General features: G+C 69.1%; 16 protein-coding genes and 1 tRNA gene. 14 read left to right on the forward strand and 3 right to left on the reverse strand.

Going from position 1 to position 17,427, the window contains the following annotated elements; genetic code table 11:
- Window positions 1-94: 94 nt before the first annotated feature.
- Together B2284_RS09910 and B2284_RS09915 are read left to right on the forward strand one after the other, a co-directional pair.
- Window positions 95-388, forward strand: coding sequence for a DUF7218 family protein (locus B2284_RS09910; RefSeq protein WP_422652296.1), 294 nt, complete (start codon window positions 95-97; stop codon window positions 386-388).
- Window positions 389-588: 200 nt separating this feature from the next.
- Complete coding sequence (locus tag B2284_RS09915; RefSeq protein WP_286697429.1) at window positions 589-1,896, forward strand: cytochrome P450; 1,308 nt, start codon at window positions 589-591, stop codon at window positions 1,894-1,896.
- A 115-nt stretch (window positions 1,897-2,011) separates the two neighbouring features.
- Here the strand turns inward: B2284_RS09915 and B2284_RS09920 are convergent, their stop codons facing one another.
- Window positions 2,012-2,527, reverse strand: a complete 516-nt coding sequence (locus B2284_RS09920) for a hypothetical protein (RefSeq protein ID WP_286697430.1) — start codon at window positions 2,525-2,527, stop codon at window positions 2,012-2,014.
- A gap of 154 nt (window positions 2,528-2,681) precedes the next feature.
- Between B2284_RS09920 and B2284_RS09925 the strand changes: the two genes are divergently transcribed.
- The 4 genes from B2284_RS09925 to B2284_RS09940 all read left to right on the forward strand — a co-directional run bounded on the left by B2284_RS09925 (window position 2,682) and on the right by B2284_RS09940 (window position 6,224).
- Complete coding sequence (locus B2284_RS09925) at window positions 2,682-3,596, forward strand: DNA-formamidopyrimidine glycosylase family protein (RefSeq protein ID WP_286697431.1); 915 nt, start codon at window positions 2,682-2,684, stop codon at window positions 3,594-3,596.
- 141 nt (window positions 3,597-3,737) lie between these two features.
- On the forward strand, window positions 3,738-4,643 hold the full coding sequence (locus tag B2284_RS09930) for a glucose 1-dehydrogenase (protein ID WP_286697432.1): 906 nt from the start codon (window positions 3,738-3,740) through the stop codon (window positions 4,641-4,643).
- A gap of 188 nt (window positions 4,644-4,831) precedes the next feature.
- Window positions 4,832-5,497, forward strand: coding sequence for an exonuclease domain-containing protein (locus B2284_RS09935; protein WP_286697433.1), 666 nt, complete (start codon window positions 4,832-4,834; stop codon window positions 5,495-5,497).
- A gap of 13 nt (window positions 5,498-5,510) precedes the next feature.
- Entirely contained in the window at window positions 5,511-6,224 is a 714-nt protein-coding gene (locus tag B2284_RS09940; protein ID WP_286697434.1) for an NUDIX hydrolase, read from the forward strand.
- A gap of 29 nt (window positions 6,225-6,253) precedes the next feature.
- On the opposite strand, the gene B2284_RS09945 is transcribed toward B2284_RS09940, so the two are convergent.
- Window positions 6,254-6,919 (reverse strand): class I SAM-dependent methyltransferase, encoded by a 666-nt coding sequence (locus B2284_RS09945; RefSeq protein WP_074040032.1) that lies wholly within the window; start codon window positions 6,917-6,919, stop codon window positions 6,254-6,256.
- A 194-nt stretch (window positions 6,920-7,113) separates the two neighbouring features.
- Here B2284_RS09945 and B2284_RS09950 point away from each other — a divergent pair, with 194 nt between their 5' ends.
- The 3 genes from B2284_RS09950 (at window position 7,114) to B2284_RS09960 (ending at window position 10,865) form a co-directional block, all read left to right on the forward strand.
- Complete coding sequence (locus B2284_RS09950) at window positions 7,114-8,439, forward strand: glutaminase (protein ID WP_286697435.1); 1,326 nt, start codon at window positions 7,114-7,116, stop codon at window positions 8,437-8,439.
- A 201-nt stretch (window positions 8,440-8,640) separates the two neighbouring features.
- Window positions 8,641-9,084, forward strand: a complete 444-nt coding sequence (locus B2284_RS09955) for a PH domain-containing protein (protein ID WP_286697436.1) — start codon at window positions 8,641-8,643, stop codon at window positions 9,082-9,084.
- Between the two features lie 2 nt (window positions 9,085-9,086).
- A complete protein-coding gene (locus tag B2284_RS09960) occupies window positions 9,087-10,865 on the forward strand; it encodes a PH domain-containing protein (RefSeq protein ID WP_006944776.1) in 1,779 nt (592 codons plus the stop codon).
- A gap of 381 nt (window positions 10,866-11,246) precedes the next feature.
- Here the strand turns inward: B2284_RS09960 and B2284_RS09965 are convergent.
- Window positions 11,247-11,329 (reverse strand) — tRNA-Leu (locus B2284_RS09965).
- Between the two features lie 211 nt (window positions 11,330-11,540).
- On the opposite strand from B2284_RS09965, the gene B2284_RS14380 reads away from it, so the two are divergent.
- The 5 genes from B2284_RS14380 to B2284_RS09995 all read left to right on the forward strand — a co-directional run.
- Entirely contained in the window at window positions 11,541-12,869 is a 1,329-nt protein-coding gene (locus B2284_RS14380) for an FhaA domain-containing protein (RefSeq protein ID WP_311200819.1), read from the forward strand.
- Window positions 12,866-13,336 carry an FHA domain-containing protein FhaB/FipA gene (locus B2284_RS09980; RefSeq protein WP_006944783.1) on the forward strand — a complete coding sequence of 157 codons (471 nt, stop codon included), beginning with the start codon at window positions 12,866-12,868 and terminating at the stop codon, window positions 13,334-13,336. The genes B2284_RS14380 and B2284_RS09980 overlap by 4 nt, the downstream gene beginning before the upstream one ends.
- Before the next feature lie 2 nt (window positions 13,337-13,338).
- Window positions 13,339-14,613 carry a PP2C family protein-serine/threonine phosphatase gene (locus B2284_RS09985; protein WP_038566302.1) on the forward strand — a complete coding sequence of 425 codons (1,275 nt, stop codon included), beginning with the start codon at window positions 13,339-13,341 and terminating at the stop codon, window positions 14,611-14,613.
- Window positions 14,610-15,989 (forward strand): FtsW/RodA/SpoVE family cell cycle protein, encoded by a 1,380-nt coding sequence (locus tag B2284_RS09990; RefSeq protein WP_038566299.1) that lies wholly within the window; start codon window positions 14,610-14,612, stop codon window positions 15,987-15,989. The genes B2284_RS09985 and B2284_RS09990 overlap by 4 nt, the downstream gene beginning before the upstream one ends.
- Window positions 15,986-17,427, forward strand: a 1,442-nt coding sequence (locus B2284_RS09995) for a peptidoglycan D,D-transpeptidase FtsI family protein (RefSeq protein ID WP_286697437.1), incomplete at its 3' end; no start/stop codon positions are given. The genes B2284_RS09990 and B2284_RS09995, both read left to right, overlap by 4 nt.

The following is a 17,427-nucleotide window of genomic DNA, read 5'->3' on the forward strand; positions in this document are numbered from 1 at the left end:
GATCACTGGATCCCACCTCGCAGGGTGAGTAGAACTACTCACGGCCGAGGCATGATCGAGACGTCTGCATCACGCGCATGGAAGGACAAGTGACGTGGCGAAGAACCAGGACAAGCGTGGCTCGAGCGACGACCCGGGCCCGTCGGTCAAGGACGACGAGATGTACGAGGCGCTGCGGCGCGAGGGCAACAGCAAGGAGAAGTCGGCCCGCATCGCCAACGCGGCCGCGAACTCGTCACGCAGCGCCGTTGGTCGCAAGGGCGGCGAGCACGGCAGCTACGACGACTGGACCGTCGACGAACTGCGTGAGCGCGCCCGCGAACTCGAGGTCGAAGGCCGCAGCACGATGACGAAGGACGAACTCATCGAGGCCCTGCGCGACGGGTGACGCCCGGCGCTCAGACGGCGGTTTCGATTGGACGCCCACCTTCTCGGCTGCCTCTCGGCGGATCGCCCACCTCGGCGCGCCGTGCGGGCAGCCGAGCGCGAGACCTTGCTCTCACATGTCATGAGGCACTCAGCGGGCGTTCTGGCGGCGTGCCTAGGCTGGGGACAAATCCGTTGTTCTCCAAGCGAATCGGGGTCAGCATGAGCACCATCACGACGAAGATCGCCGACACGCTGGGCAAGCTACCGGACCAGACGGCCGCCTTCCTCGCGGACGGTTACCTGTTCCAGAGCCGCGTCCGCGAGGCGCGCGGGCGCGACGCCGGCGACGGGCGTCCGCTCGGTCTGCGCATGCTCGGCAAACCAGCCCTCCTCGTGCGCGGGCGCGAAGGCGTCGAGCTGTTCTACGACACGACCCGCATGAAGCGTGACGGCGCGATGCCGCTGCCCATCCGCGGCCCTCTGTTCGGCAAGGGCGCCGTCCACGGCCTCGACGACGACGAGCACCGTCACCGCAAGGCCATGTTCGTGCGCATCGCGTACGACGACGCTCAGGTGAGCCGCCTCATGCCATACCTCGAGGACGAGATGCGCAAGACGCTGGAGCGCTGGGTCGAGGCACCCGGCACGGTGTACGACGGCAGCGTCATCACATACGGACGGGCCGCGCTGCGCTGGGCCGGCATCCCCGGTGACGACGCCGAGCTCGACGTCTGGGCCGAGCGCCTCGGCCAGATCGTCGACGGGTTCGGCAAGAAGAGCCCCGCCCACGTCGAGGCGTGGCTCAACCGCCGCCGCTGCGACGCGTGGGCCGCCGACCTCGTCGCGCGCACGCGTCGCGGTGAGATCACGCCCGCCGAGGGCACCGCGCTCGCTGAGGTCGCCAAGCAGACCCACCTCGACGGCTCCCTGCTCGACGAGCACACGGCCGGAGTCGAACTGCAGAACGCCACTCGACCGACGATTGCGGTCGCGCGTTTCGCCGCCTTCGCGGCGCGTGCGCTCGTCGAGCATCCCGAGAACCGCGAGCGCATCGCGGGCGAGGTGGTTTCACGTGGAACGTTGCTCGAGAATCCGACGGCCGTCGCGTTCGCGCAGGAGGTGCGTCGCACGTCGCCGTTCGTCCCGATGCTGCCGGCGTTCGCGCGCGACACGTTCGAATGGGGCGGGCAGAAGATCCGCAAGGGCCAGCGCGTGCTCATCGACGTGCTCGGCACGAACACCGACCCCAGCGGCTGGGAGCGCGCAGACAGCTTCGAGCCGGAGCGCTTCCTCGGGGTCGAGGACGCCGAGCAGATCGAGAACTTCATCCCGCAGGGCGGCGGCGACGTCGCGACCGGGCACCGCTGCCCCGGCGAGAAGATCGCCGTGACGGCACTGTCGGTGACGATCTCCGGTCTGTGCAGGCCCGGTGTCGAGATCGACCCCAAGGGTCTCGACTTTTCCTGGACGCAGCTGCCCACGATGCCGGGCAACGGCGCCCGGGTGCGCGTCACCCGTCACGCCTGACAGGACGAGCAGATCCTCCGAATCGGACGCCGGGCCGGGCCGCCGCAGCGCGACTCGGCGCGGCGTTCGGCGTCTTGCCGACGGTGGGAGTTTCGCCGACGCCGGGCGGCAGCCGTCAGCCCCTGGCCGGCTGCGGTGCGCCGGGGTAACGCCAGTTGAAGACGACGTTGCCGGAGCCGTCGACGCACTTCGCCGGCGCGGCACCCTGCGTCACCATGATGTCCGGATTGTGCGAGCACGTGTAGGCGTCGACGCGCGCCTCGCTGCCCTTGGCTGATGCGGGCGTCGCCTCGTACTTCTGCATGGCCGAGCGCGCTTCGACGCACGTCACGCCGTGCCGGTCATAGATACGTGAGGACCCCGCGTAGCAGTCCGTGGCGTCGGGCCTCGACATCTTCTCCGGCGGCAACGAGGAGGCGGAGCCGCCCAGGTCGATCGAGGCGCTGCCGATGGGCTTGTCGGCCGAACCGGATGCGGCCGACGGCGCCGACCCGCTCGGCGTCGCGTCGACGGCGTCACTCTTCGCCGAATCGGTGGCCTTCGACACGGCGTCCTCGACGGCGCCGCACCCGGTCAGCATGACGGTGAGCGCCGCAGCCAGCGCGACGCCTCCCCTGCGCATGTGGTTCATTTTTCTTTCCCTCCCCGTGGCTTGATCGGGAGATATCGTCGCAAAGACTGGCGCACACGGCCAATGTCGCCGTCGGCGTTTCCCCTGCGTTTCACGTGAAACATCGCTCATACTTCGCTGAGAACGCCGTGCCACGACGACCGAAGGAGGCCCCGTGCCTGAGGGCGACACCGTCATGTGGGCTGCGGCGCGCCTCAACCGCGCCCTGCTCGGGCAACGCCTGACGCGCACCGATCTGCGCACGCCGCGGCTCGCGACGGTCGATCTCTCGGGGCGCGAGTGCCTGCCCGTCGTCACGCACGGCAAGCACATGCTGCATCGGCTCGAGGGCGGCGTGACGATCCACTCCCACTTCAAGATGGAGGGCCGCTGGAGCCTGCTGCCAGCCCCGTCGACCCTCCAGGGACGCGCCGCTGCGGGCGCCGAGGCCGACGTCCGACGCGCCGTCAGCGCCCACACGACGCGTGCGCTGCTCTACACCCCGCGGACGCTCGCCGTCGGCTCGAAGCTCGGGGTGCTCGACGTCCTCGAAACCGCGCGTGAGGGCGACGTCGTCGGGCACCTCGGGCCCGATCTGCTCGCCGACGGCTGGGATGACGGCGGCCGCGGGCGTGCGCTGGACAACCTGCGCGCACAGCCCGAACGCCCGGTAGGTGAGGCGTTGCTCGACCAGCGGCTCGTCGCCGGCCTCGGCACGTTCTGGATCAGCGAGATGCTGTGGGTGCACCGCATCCTGCCGTGGACGCAGATCGCCGCGATGCCGGACGGGATGCTCGAGGCGGTGCTCGACGACGCGCGACGCCTCATGCTCGTCAGCGGACGCACCGGGGTCCAATCGTCGACGGGTGACGCCCGCGCGGGGCAGGACCGCTACGTCCACGCCCGGTCGGGGATGGCGTGCCTGCGCTGCAACGACACGATCCGCGTCGCGATGGCCGGCGACCCCGGGCGCGAGCGGACCCTGTTCAGCTGCCCGACGTGCCAGGGCGGTCTGGCACCGAACGACGACGGCCGGCCACAGGGCGTGCTGCGCGAGCGCAAGAAGACGGGCAAACGCTACAAGGGATGACGGTGCAACGTGGGGGTGCAGCATCCACCCTCACGGGTCATTGCCGACGGCGCTCGCGCACGGGTAGCGTCCTGAACAAACCAGTGCTGCACCACTGTGCGCCACATTTTCCGGATCGCCCGACGTGCCAGGAGGCCCGCGATGACCGACAAGAAGACCGATCAGTACACCTTCACCAACCCCGTCACGCAGTACCCCTCGGACAACTTCCCCAAGCAGGAGCTGACGTGGCCCGGGCTCGACGCGAAGCTGACGCCGAAGGCCCATCACGGCGAGGACACCTACCGCGGCACCGGCCGTCTCCAGGGGCGCAAGGCACTCGTCACGGGTGCCGACTCCGGCATCGGGCGCGCCGTCGCCATCGCCTATGCGCGTGAGGGCGCCGACGTCGCGCTCAGCTACCACCCGCGGGAGGAGAAGGACGCCGCCGAGGTCGCGAAGCTCGTCGAGGACGCCGGGCGACAGGCCCACCTGCTGCCGGGCGACATCAGCGAGGAGGCGACCGCGCGTCAACTCGTGCGTGACGCCGTCGACAAGCTCGGTGGGCTCGACATCCTCGTCAACAACGCCGGCTTCCAGCAGGCGCAGGCCGACATCGCCGACATCACGAGCGAGCAGTTCGACCAGACGCTCAAGACGAACGTCTACGCGATGTTCTGGATCACTCAGGAGGCGCTGCCGCACATGCCGGCCGGCTCCACCATCATCAACACGACCTCGATCCAGGCCTACGGCCCGAGCGAGCACCTGCTCGACTACGCGACGACGAAGGCCGCGATCAACACGTTCAGCAAGGCTCTGGCTGCGCAGCAGGGGCCGAAGGGCATCCGCGTCAACGCCGTCGCACCGGGCCCGATCTGGACGCCGCTGCAGGTCTCCGGCGGGCAGTTCCAGGAGAACATCCCCGAGTTCGGCCAGAACACGCCCCTCGGGCGCGCAGGCCAGCCCGCAGAGCTCGCAGGTGCGTACGTATACCTCGCGAGCGCCGAGTCGGGATACGTCTCCGGCGAGACGCTCAACGTCAACGGCGGCATGGTCAGCCCGTGACCGCGGCGGCCCTTCTCTGAGCTCGTTCGTCGCGGCGCCCCCTCACGTCCGGGGGGCGCCGCGATGGCGTGAGAACCGCGTCGTTCCGGGGTTGTCGGTGCTCACTCGTACGGTGAAGTCATCGCCGCAGGAGACGGCGACGCGCCGCTCACGAGGTGGCGCGCGACCAGCAACGGGAAGTGGCTCACATGCCTGCACCGAGCGTTGTCCCCCCGCCCGCGCGGCGCGGTTTCGCCGTCGTCGACGTGGAGACGAGCGGTCTCGACCCGCTGCGGCACCGCGTCATCGAGGTGGCGGTGACGCAGCTGACGACGTCAGGGGCCCTGGAGCGTGAGTGGAGTTCGCTCGTGCGAGCCCGCGGTGGCACCGGGCCTGTCCATATCCACGGGTTGAGCGATGACGACGTGCGCGACGCACCCGGTTTCGCCGACCTCATCGAGGAGTTGAGCGAACTGCTCGATGGGCGCATCCTCGTCGCCCACAACGCGGCGTTCGACTGGGCCTTCCTCGCTGCGGAGGCGCGCCGCGCCGGGCGTGAGCTGCCCGTCAGCGAACGCCTGTGCACATGGCATCTCGCGCGGGGGCTCGAGCTGCCGACCGACAACCTGCGTCTCGGCACGCTCGCCGAGTACTGGAGCATCCCCGTCGAGAACGCGCATCGCGCCGGTGACGACGTGCGCGTGCTCGTCGAGGTGCTGCGACGCTGTCTCGACGAGGCGGGGCGCCGCGCTGCGCCGCTGCCGCTCGAGGAGTGCGCCGCGCTGCCGCGATGGTGGCGCACGCAGATCCGGTGGCAGCGGCTGCGTCGGCGGCTGCGAAAACGGCGGGCCGGGCGGCGTCGATCGTCGCGCTGACTAGACTCGGGGCATGTCTGACGCTGATCGCGAGGTCGCCCTCGTCGCCTCCGACATGGTGGTGCTCACCCTGCGCGACGACGAACTGCACGTCGCGCTCATCCGGCGGGCCGCCGCGACGGAGCGAGGCAAGTGGGCGCTGCCGGGCGGTTTCATGCGTCGTGGCGAGTCGGCCGAGCAGGCCGCCTATCGCGAGCTGCGCGAAGAGGTCGGCATCGCGGAGGGCGACGTCGTGCTCGAGCAGTTGCGCACGTACACCGACGTCGAGCGCGACCCGCGGCCGGAACGCGTCATCGGCGTCGCGTGGACGGTGTTCGGCGCGCGCCTGCCCGACCTCGAAGCGGCGTCCGACGCGCTCGAAGCGGTGTGGGTGCCGGTCGACGAAGCGCTCGGGATGCCGCTCGCGTTCGACCACCAGCGCATCCTCGCCGACGGCGTCGAACGCGCCCGCTCCAAACTCGAATACACCTCTGTCGCAACGGCTTTCCTCGACGACGAGTTCACGATGTCGCAGCTTCGCCACGTCTACCAGGCCGTGTGGGGCGGCTCGCTCGAACCTGCGAACTTCCACCGCAAAGTGTTGAGCGTCGACGGGTTCGTCGAGGAGACGGGCGACAGCCGCGTCGGGCGCGGGCGCCCCGCCAAGCTCTACCGCCGCGGCACCGCCCAGACGATCTACCCGCCACTGACCCGCGCGTCCGTGCGCGAGGCGCGGCCGCGCAGCTGATCATGCGCCCGGCGCGCGGGCGCGGCTGATCAGTCGACGCGTCGCGCGACGAGAACGGCGTCGGCGTGGTGATGCGCGCCAGCGCCCTCGGTGACGTCACGCTCCGACTCGAACTGCTCGATCTGCCACCCCTCACCGAGGCGGCCGACCACGTCGGCGATCGTGACATAGGAGTCCGGGTCGAAGCCGTGCTCGAGCGCGCGATCGCGATCGACGTGCGCGTGGGCCACGACGATCAATGCGCCACCGGGGCGGACGAGGTCGCGAAGCGAGCGCTCGATCGACTGATCTTCGGTGCGCAGTAGAGCGGGATAGAAAACACTGACGAGATCGAAACTTTCGGGCGCCAAGGCCGCGTCGAGCAGCCCCGCGCACACCCACGTGATACGGGAGGCGACGTCATCTCCGCTTACTTCGGCTGCCGCGCGCCCCCGTTCCAGCGCGGGTGCTGCAACGTCGAGGGCCGTCACCTGCCACCCTTGCTCGGCGAGGTGGGTGGCGTCAGCGCCCTCACCGCAGCCGACGTCGAGCGCTCGACCCGGGGATAAGTCGGCCAGCTGCTTCGTCAGCACCGCGACGAGCGCGTCGTTCGGGTTGCCGCTCCAGACCTGCTCGCCCCCGTAGACGTCGTGCCAGTTCATCTCATGCCCAGCAGGGCCGCTCGTCGCCGCGTCCGGCGTCGTTTCAGAGTGCATGTCACCATGCTCGCCGCCACTGCGTGATCGGACAATCTCGACGCGTCTATAAAACTGGCTAGCCACCCTGAGACAACGCCAGCATGGCCGATGCCTCCCGACGGCCTCCGTGCGTGCAAATGGACCCGCGTGCATTTGCACACACGGAGCAACCGATTTGTTCGCGACAAGACGCAGGTCGTACGGTTTTCTCGATGATCTCGCTGATTCCTGACTACCTCGCGGCGACGCTCGAGGCCTGCCCACCCGACGCCCATGCCCGGAATGCCGACTACATTCCGGAACTGGCCCGCGTCGACTCGTCACTGTTCGCCCTCGCAATCGCCACCGTCGACGGCATGATCTACAGCGCCGGTGACGCCGAGGCGGAGTTCACCATTCAGTCGATCAGCAAACCGTTCGTCTACGCGATGGCGATCGAGGATCGCGGCCTCGACGAGGTGCAGCGTCGCATCGGCGTCGAACCGAGCGGTGAGGCGTTCAACGAGATCAGCCTCGAGGCGGGCAGCAAGCGCCCTCTCAACCCGATGATCAACGCCGGCGCCATCACGGCGCACTCTCTCGTCGCCTCCCCCGATGACGACGAGTCGGCGCGCGTGCGACGCATCGTCGCCGGTCTGTCGGCCTTCGCCGGGCGCGAGCTGAGCATCGACAGGACCGTCGCCGAATCGGAATGGCACGACGCGCACCGCAATCTCGCCATCGGACACATGCTGCGCAGTTACGACATGCTGACGGACGACCCGGACGTCGTCGTCCACGGCTACGTCGAGCAGTGCGCCGTGCGCGTGACGACGCGTGACCTCGCCGTCATGGCGACGACGCTCGCCAACGGCGGCCTCCACCCGGTGACCGGTGAGCAGGTCGTCAGCTCGCGCACGGCCCGCCAGGTGCTGTCGGTCATGCTGAGCTGCGGCATGTACAACGCGGCCGGCGACTGGCTGACGGCCGTCGGCATCCCCGCCAAGAGCGGCGTCGGGGGCGGCATCATCGGCGCGCTGCCCGGGCAGGTGGGGCTCGCGACGTTCTCGCCGCCGCTCGACGAGCACGGCCATTCCGCCCGCGGGGTGCAGGTCTTCGAGCGGCTCAGTGAGGACATGGACATGCACCTCATGGACGTGCCGCCGCCCGCCCGCTCCGTCGTCCGGCACTCCCACGTCGTTCCCCTGGGGCGCGGTTCGCGCCGCGTCGACGCCCACGTCTACGACCTGCAGGGCGACATCCGGTTCGCCGGCGCGGAGCGCGTGGTGCGGCTCATCAGCGACGAGCCGCCGACGACGAAGACCGTCGTGTTCGACCTCGTCGACGTCCACGCGCTCGACGAGACCGCGGCCCGCATGATTCTCGAGACGGTGCGGCGCCTCGCGGCTGACGGGCATGAGGTCTGGTTCGCCGGCCTCGATGACGCACCCCTCACCCATGGGCGGCTCGACGACGAAGGGTTCGACCTCGGGCGCGGGGTGCACGTGCGCATGGGCAGCGACCTCGACGATGTCGCCGAACAAATCATGAGGGCCTGAACCTCGCCGTTTCACGTGAAACAGGCACGAGGCTGTCGAGCGCGCGTCGTTCGAGGCTGCGCGCGTGTTTGGTGAGATTCTTGGTAGACCCGACACCCTCCGGCCGGGCACGTGCCGCTGCTGGCTCGCTGCGCCGTCGCACCTAGGGTGGGGCGCATGTCCGAACGCGATGCACAGCCCTTGCCATCAGGCCTCACACCGGTGAGCCCTCGACTCACGTCGGCGCGCCTGTTGGTGCTCGCCATCGCGGCGGTCGTCGCCGGGGCCGGCGTCGCCTCCACGACTTTCCTCGCGCCGCGCTGGGTGACGGTTGCGCTCTCCATAGCGTTGATCGTCGCCCTCGTGTGGGTGGGCCTCGTCATCGCGCGTCAGGTCAGGCACATCGGGTACGCCACGCGCGACGACGACCTGCTCATCGCCAGGGGCGTCATGTTCCGTACGACGACGGTCGTGCCGTACGGGCGCATGCAGTACGTCGAGGTCTCGAGTGGGCCGATCGCGCGGATGTTCGATCTCGCCACGCTCGAACTGCACACCGCGTCCGCGTCTTCCGACGCCACCATCCCCGGCATGCCACGACACGACGCGGAGGCGCTGCGCGATCGTCTCGCCGCGCTCGGCGAAGCGCACCTCGCGGGGTTGTGACGATGGCCGATACCCACACGCCCGACGACTCGGCCGCCACCCCCGGGCCGCCCGACGACACGCTCGCCGACGGAGCATGGCATCGCGTTCACCCGTTGACGCCAGTCATGAAGAGCGGCGCGTTTCTGCTCGTCGTCCTCGGTATCGGCATCTCCCGCGCCGAGGACATGCTGAAGGATGCTCTCAACGGCGCGGCCGGTGGCTCCTCGTCGTCGAGCAATGCCGAGACATACGCGGCGAGCCGCTGGCTCGTCGCGCTCGCCATTCTCGTGGGCGTGCTTGCCGTGCTGCTGCTCGCCAACTGGATCATGTGGCGCAAGAACGAGTTTCGCGTCGACGCCGACAGCTTGCAGGTGCGCAAGGGCGTCGTCGGCAAGGCGCACCGCAAGGCGCGTCTCGATCGCGTGCAGGCCATCGACCTCACCCAGCCGCTACTTCCCCGACTGCTCGGCCTCGCCCAGCTCAAGTTCGACGTCGCGGGCGGCAGCGATTCCAACCTGACGATCGAATACCTGCGGCGTGCCTACGCCGAGAAACTGCGCGCCACGATGCTCGAACGGGTGCGAGTTTCACGTGAAACCTCCCACGAGAGCGACGGTGCGTCACGGACATCCACCAACCTCGGCGCTGGTGGCCAGGAGGCTGCCACCAACCCCGGCGATGCACCCGAGGGCGGGGCGCCCACGACCCGCCAGGCCGCGCGCGTCCGGGAGGACGCCGCCACGGCGAGGGCATCGCGGCCCGGTGCATCGTTGGGAAGTCGACTCGTTCACGGTGTCATCCCGGGCGTCGTCGACGACCTGAGTGGCACGCTCACCGAAGCCCTCGCGCCGTATCGCGTACGAGTCGCAGCGGACGCGGAGGGCGCCATCGTCAGGGTGCCCCCGCACCGCGTCTTCACCGCCCAGGCGCTGACGGGTGGTGCGCTCGTCGCGGAGGCGGGTTTCGTCGTCCTGCTCGTCCTGTTCGGTGTCGGCGTCAGTACGGGGCACGCGTCGGAGGCGTTCTCGATCGCGCTGACGGTGCTGTTCGTCATGTTCGGCGCGGTGAATGCGGCCGTCCGCGCGTTCCTGCGCGACTCGAACTTCTCCGTGGCGCTCACGTCCGACGGGATCGTCGTCACGCACGGCCTCACCTCGACGACGCGTCGCGTCATTCCGGTCGACCGCATCCAGGCCGTCGAACTCACACAACCCGTGCTGTGGCGCCGGTTCGGGTGGTGGCGCGTGCGGATGAACCTCGCGAGTTCCTCCGCCCTCGGTGACGACGCCGACACCATCCTGCTGCCGGTCGGATCCGTCGATGACGCAATGATGCTCATGGGGCTCGTCCTGCCGGAGCCGGGCACGCCGCCGGATGTGACCGGTCGCGACCTCATGCTCGAGGCGATGATGGCGGAGCGCACGACGTCGACATCAGCCGCCGCAGCGATGTTCACCGGGCCCGGCCGGCGAGCGCGGCTGCTCGATCCGTTGTCGTCGCGGCGCGAGGCGTGGGCGCGCACGGCGACGATGACCGTCATCCGCGAGGGCCGCATGAAGCGCCGAGTCGTCTGCGTGCCACATGCGCGGGTGCAGTCGATGGCGCTCGCGCAGGGTCCTCTGCAGCGGTGGCTGGGCTTGGGCACCGTCGAGTTGCATTCGACGAGTGGGCCGACTCGCCCGCGGCTCGTGCATCAGGACGCCGAGGTCGCGCAGCGTTTTCTCTTCGATCACGCCGAGGTGACGCGGCGTGCGCGCGCGGCGCTCGACGCCCCCGACCCGCAGCGGGTCGGCGTCTGACGAGACTGCCCCGCCGGATGCGTCCGGCGGGGCAGTTGTCTCGGGCGAGCGTCGGGTGCGATCAACGATGATCAGGCGTTCTTGCGTAGGCGGTAGACGAGGGTAGATCCGCCGAGAGCGAGCGCGGCCCCTCCGACTGACGAGGCCGCGATGCTGGTCGTGTGGTCGTTCTTCGCGGGGGCCGCGGTCTGCGAGAAGGCGCCGGCAGAGCCTGACTTGAACATCAAAGTCAGGGCTCACAGATCGACCGCCAGCGCCACAGCGCCCACCCAAGCGATTTCAAGGCCGAAAACCCCTCGGAAAACGCGAATCCCGGCCTGAGATTTCTCTCAGACCGGGATTCGTGAGCTGTAGCCACAGTGATTCGTGAACTACCCCGCGTGCGCGAGGGGGGATTTGAACCCCCACGCCCTTTCGGACACTGGCACCTGAAGCCAGCGCGTCTGCCGTTCCGCCACTCGCGCGAGTGCTCACCTATCATTCCCTACCTTGGGCGAGTTCACCAAATCGGCGCGGCGCCCGTGCCCCGCCACCACGCAACCGTCCGCCCTCACAGGCACGCGGACGCGCGCTGCATCCAGCGCAGGCAGGAGTGCGCCCGTTACGATCAAAACCCCGGCGAACCGTTGGGCGCACGTCCCCGCTCAGGGGTGAGGTACGAGACTGGAGGCACCCATGGGTCTGTTCGACAAGCTCGAGAGCAAGCTCGAACAAGGCGTCAACGGCGCTTTCGCGCGCGCGTTCAAGAGCGAGGTCCAGCCCGTCGAGATCGCGTCTGGAATCCGCCGCGCCATGGACGACCGCGCGGCGTCCGTCGGCAAGGGCAAGCGACCCATCGTCCCCAACCTGTTCACGATCGAGTTGTCGCCGACCGACTACGACCGCCTCTCCGAGTGGGGCGACGAACTCGACGACGAACTCATCGCGAGCGCCCAGGAGCACGCCGACGAGCAGCGCTACATGCCCGGCGGCCCCCTGACGATCGTGCTCACCGAATCCGACGACCTCGAGACGGGCGTCTTCCGCCTACGCCCCGCAACGGCCAAGGCCGCGGATGCCCTCGCCCACCAGCGCAACAACCCGCGCCCGCAGCGCGAGACGCACCACGACGACACGAGCCACGACGCCGCGGCGCAGCCCACGGGCGCGAACCACGACGCCCACCTGGACACCCGCGATGCGTCCGATGCCTACGACGCTCACTCCGGCACGCACGCCGGCGTCGCGGGTGCCAGCGCCGCGAGCGCCCTCGGATCGACGACGTCACCGCACCCGACCGGCCGCACGTTCGGTACGCGCATCAAGGACTACCTGCTCGGCAGCCCGCAGCCCACCACCGACTCGTCGCGCGGCCACGCCGACGCCCCCCCGTCCGCAGCGTCCGAGTACGAGCGCAACGATGAACGCGGCTACCTCGACCGCGAGGCGCACGTCAGCGCCCCGCCAGTACAAGACTCATACGCTGCCGACGACCACCTCGTCGAAGACGAAGCCGGATACGACGACTACGACCACCACGGTTTCGACGATGCCCACGCCGACGGTCGCGTCTACTCGGGCGATGTCTACGTCGACGCCGAGAATCACGACAACCATGACGCGAACGCTCACCACGCCTGGGATGACGACAGCGACGCCGGCGACCCGACGGGCTACGAGCCTGCGCCGCGCCCGGAATCGGCGCGTCCGCGTCAGATGTCGCCGCGCGAACGCCCGTGGCTGAAGATCGACGGGCAGCGCTACCCCCTGCTCGGAGCCATCACCGTCCTCGGGCGTGACGACGACGCCGACATCGTCGTCGATGACCCGGGCGTCAGCCGTCGTCACAGCGAGATCCGCATCACGCACGACGGTCCCCACCTCGTCATGAGCGTGCGCGATCTCGGGTCGACGAACGGCACCTACGTCAACGGCGAGCACGTCGGTTCGACGCACGTGCACGACGGCGACCGGTTGACCCTCGGGCGCACCCCCATGACCATCCATCTCGGAGACCGCCCATGAACGAACTGACGATGACGGCCATCCGCTACGGCCTGCTCGCGCTGCTGTGGTTCTTCGTGTTCGCCGTCGTCGGCGTGCTCCGTTCCGACCTGTACGGCGCGAAGACGGGTGGTGGCCGTGCCTCGCGCGCTGTTTCACGTGAAACGAAGGCCAAGACACCCCGCGCCGTGCGCAAGGGCCCGACGCATCTCGCCATCATCGAAGGCGCGATGCGCGGCACCACGCTGCCGCTGTCGGAATCCGGCACCTTGCTCGGACGCAACCCCGAGTGCTCGCTCGTGCTGAGCGACGACTTCGCCTCGGGTCGCCACGCCCGCATCTACCCCGAATCCGACGGCTGGTACCTCGACGACCTGGGATCGACGAACGGCACGTACATCGGTGCTGAACGCATCGGTGAGCACGTGCGCGTCGAACCGGGCACCCGCATCCGTATCGGCCGCACCGTCCTCGAACTGAGGAAGTGACCATGCCCATCGCACTCAGATACGCCGCACGATCCGACGTCGGTCTCGGCTCGAAGAAGCGCAACGAGGACTCGGCCTACGCGAGCAGCTCGATGCTCGTGCTCGCTGATGGCATGGGCGGCCACGCCGCAGGTGACGTCGCGAGCTCCACCGTCGTCGGCGAACTCGTGCAGCTCGACGGCGACGACATCGGCGCCGACGACGCTCTCGACCAGCTCGCCGACGGCATCGCCGAGGCCAACGAGAAGTTGCGCAGCGAGATGGACGCCGATCCCACCCGCGAGGGCATGGGCACCACCCTGATCGTGCTGCTCAAGACCGGCCGTCAGCTCGCGATGGCGAACATCGGCGACAGCCGCGCCTACCAGCTGCGTGACGGCAAGTTCACGCAGATCACGAAAGACCACTCCTTCGTCCAGAGCCTGCTCGACTCCGGCCGCATCACCCCCGACGAGGCCGTCCACCACCCGCAGCGCAGCCTCGTCACGCGCGTCCTGACGGGCCGCGAGGGCGACGTGCCCGACCTCAGCCTGCGCGAGGCACGCGTCGGCGACCGCTACCTGTTGTGCTCCGACGGCCTCTCCGACTACGTCGGCGCCCGCACGATCGAGGAGATCTTCACCGAGGGCGCGTCGAAGAGCGTCGGCGAGGTCGCCGACTCCCTCATCGAGATCGCCCTCAAGGCCTCGACGCTCGACAACGTCACCGTCGTCGTCGCGGAGGTTGCGAACATCGACGACGTCGACCTCGCCGCGCGCCCCGACGTGGTCGGCGCCGCCGTCGCGCACGGCCTGACTCAGAGCCTGCCGACGCGCGAGCAGACGCCGGCGGAGAAGGCCCGCGCCCTCTCCCGCGAACTCGACGGCGACGACGAACCCGACGAGACCGACAAGGGTGCCCACCTCGCCGAGACGCGCCCGCGTCGCCGCGGACGTCTCTACGCCGCCATCGCCGCGCTCGTCCTGCTGCTCGCCCTCGCCGTCGCCGCCGTGTGGGGCTGGACGTGGTCGCAGAGTCAGTACTTCATCAAGGATTCGGGCGGCCGAGTCACCGTCTATCAAGGAGTCGACTCGAAGCTCGGCCCGATCGACCTGCGCCATCAGCAGGAGAGCACGAACATCCCGACCGCCGACCTGCCTGAGTTCTGGCGCTCCAAGGTGACGAGCGGCATCGACGCCTCCAGTGAGAAGGAGGCCGCCGCCACCGTCGAGCGTCTGCGCGCGGAGATGGTCGCGTGCCTCGCCGCGTCCGCCTCCGGAAACGAGTGCACGAAGTGAGCCCAGACCTCGCGACCATCACGGGCCGAGGCACGAAACGCGGCACCGAGCTCATGCTGCTCGCGTTCGCCGTCGGCATCGTGCTGTTCGCCTACGCGAACGTCGGGCTCGCGGTGGAGGGGTCGCTGCCGACCGACATCCTGACGCTCGGCGTCGGGATGGGCGTCATCGCCCTCGTGTTCCACCTCGTCGTGCGCGTCGTCGCCGCCTACGCCGACCCCGTGCTGCTACCGGCCGCGACGCTGCTCAACGGCCTCGGACTCGTCATGATCCGTCGTATCGACATGGCCCGCGGCAAGGGCGTCATGGAGGGCGCAGCCGTCCGACAGCTCATGTGGTCGGCCATTGCCGTCGCCGCCGCGATCGGGCTGCTCTGCCTCATCCGCGACCACCGGCGGCTGCGGCGCTACACGTTCACGTTCGCCCTCGCCGGCCTCGCGCTGCTCATGATGCCGCTGCTGCCGTTCATCGGCATGAACATCAACGGCAACCGCATCTGGATCCACGTCGGGCCGCTCAGCTTCCAGCCGAGCGAGGTCGCCAAGATCCTGCTCACGATCTTCTTCGCGAGCTACCTCGTGCAGACGCGTGACGCGCTCAGTCTCGTCGGCAAGCGTGTGCTCGGCTTCCCGCTGCCGAGAGCGCGCGACATGGGCCCCATCCTGCTGGCCTGGCTGACGTCCCTCGCCGTCCTCGTCTTCGAGAAGGACCTCGGCACGTCGCTGCTGTTCTTCGGCCTGTTCGTCGCCATGCTCTACGTGGCGACGGAGAGGCGCAGCTGGATCGCCATCGGTCTCGGGCTCTTCTTCAGCGGCTGCTACCTCGCGTACCTGCTCTTCCCCAACTTCCAGAACCGCGTCACCCTCTGGCTCGACCCGTTCGCGCCAGGCCTCTCCGACCAGGTCGCCCGCTCCCTCATGGGCCTCGCGTTCGGCGGACTCACCGGCACCGGCCTCGGACGCGGCTACCCGACGTTCAACTACGCCGAGGCGAACTCTGACTTCATCATGTCGAGCTTCGGCGAAGAACTCGGCCTCGTCGGCCTCACGGCGATGATCGCGCTGTTCGCCATCATCGTCGAACGCGGCCTGCGCATCGCCATTGCCTGCCGCGACGGCTTCGGCAAGCTCCTCGCGACAGGCCTCGCGTTCTCCATCTGCCTGCAGTGCTTCGTCGTCCTCGGCGGCATCACCCGCGTCATCCCCCTCACTGGTCTGACGACGCCGTTCCTGTCAGCCGGCGGTAGCTCGCTGCTCGCGAACTGGGCGATCATCGCGCTGCTGCTGCGCATCAGCGACCAGGCGCGACGCCCCGCCGTCACGGAGGCGAAGCCGACGCTCGGCTCCGACGACACCCAGGTGGTGAAGATCCGATGAACACGCCGATCCGCAAGCTCGGCGTCGTGGCCTCGATGCTGTTCTGTGCCGTTCTCGTTGCCGCGAGCTACATCCAGGTCGTCCAGGCGCCCTCGCTCGACGCCCGCGCCGGCAACAGCCGCGTCATCAACGACGGGTACAAGAAGGAGCGCGGCAGCATCCTCGTGGACGGCAAGGCCATCGCGACGAGCGTGAAGTCGAACGACAAGTACGTCTACCAGCGTCAGTACTCGAACGGCTCGCTCTATGCGCCCGTCACGGGCTACAACTCGATCGTCTACGGCAACGGCGGCGGCATCGAGGGTGCCTCCGACGGCGTCCTGAGCGGCACGAGCGACTCGTTGTTCTACCGCCGCCTCGCTGACGTCGTCACGGGCAAGAAGCCCGCCGGGGCCAACGTCGAGCTGACGATCAACCCCAAGATCCAGGCGGCCGCGGCGAAGGCGCTCGGCAACCGTCGCGGCGCGGCCGTCGCGCTCGACCCCAAGACGGGCGCCGTCCTCGCCATGGTGAGCTCACCGACGTACGACCCGTCGACCCTCGCCTCGCACGACACGACGTCGGTCGTCAACATGTGGAAGCAGCTCAACGCCGACTCGACGCAGCCGATGGTCAACCGGACCATCTCGGGCAATCTGTACCCCCCGGGTTCCACGTTCAAGCTCGTCACGACGGCCGCCGCGCTCGAATCGGGCAAGTACACGCCCGAGTCGACGCTCAACGGCCCTGCCACCATCAGGCTGCCGCAGACGACGCACTCACTGCCCAACGACAACCACCTGCCCTGCGGCGACAACGACAAGACGTCACTGACGCACGCGCTCGAGATCAGCTGCAACACGGCCTACGCCGAGCTCGGCATGGATCTCGGCCAGGACAAGCTCGCCGCACAGGCCAAGAAGTTCGGCTTCGGCCAGGTCGTGCGCCTGCCGATGCGCGTCACGCCGTCGAGCTTCCCCTCCGACATGAACACGCCGCAGACGGCGATGGCCGCCATCGGCCAGTACGACGTGCGGGTCACGCCGCTGCAGATCGCGATGATCTCCGCGACGATCGCGAACGGCGGCACGCAGATGGAACCGCACCTCGTGAAGAACGTCGTCGACTCCGACCTCGACGTCATCTCCTCGACCGACCCGAAGATCATGTCCAAGCCCATCTCATCGGACACGGCCGGCAGCCTCAAGACGATGATGGAAGCGGTCGTCAACAACGGCACCGGCAAGCTCGCCGCCGTCGACGGCTACCAGGTCGCGGGCAAGACGGGCACGGCGCAGGGCGACACGAGCAAGGCCGCCGACCTGTGGTTCACCGGTTTCGCACCGGCGAACGACCCCAAGATCGCGCTCGCGCTCGTGCTCGAGAACGGCGGCGATCAGGGCGTCGAGACCCTCGCCGGCGAGGTCGCCGCACCCGCCGCGCAGCAGATCTTCGAGGC

This window comes from Dermacoccus sp. UBA1591 (genome assembly GCF_002322065.1).
GTDB lineage: Bacteria > Actinomycetota > Actinomycetes > Actinomycetales > Dermatophilaceae > Dermacoccus > Dermacoccus nishinomiyaensis.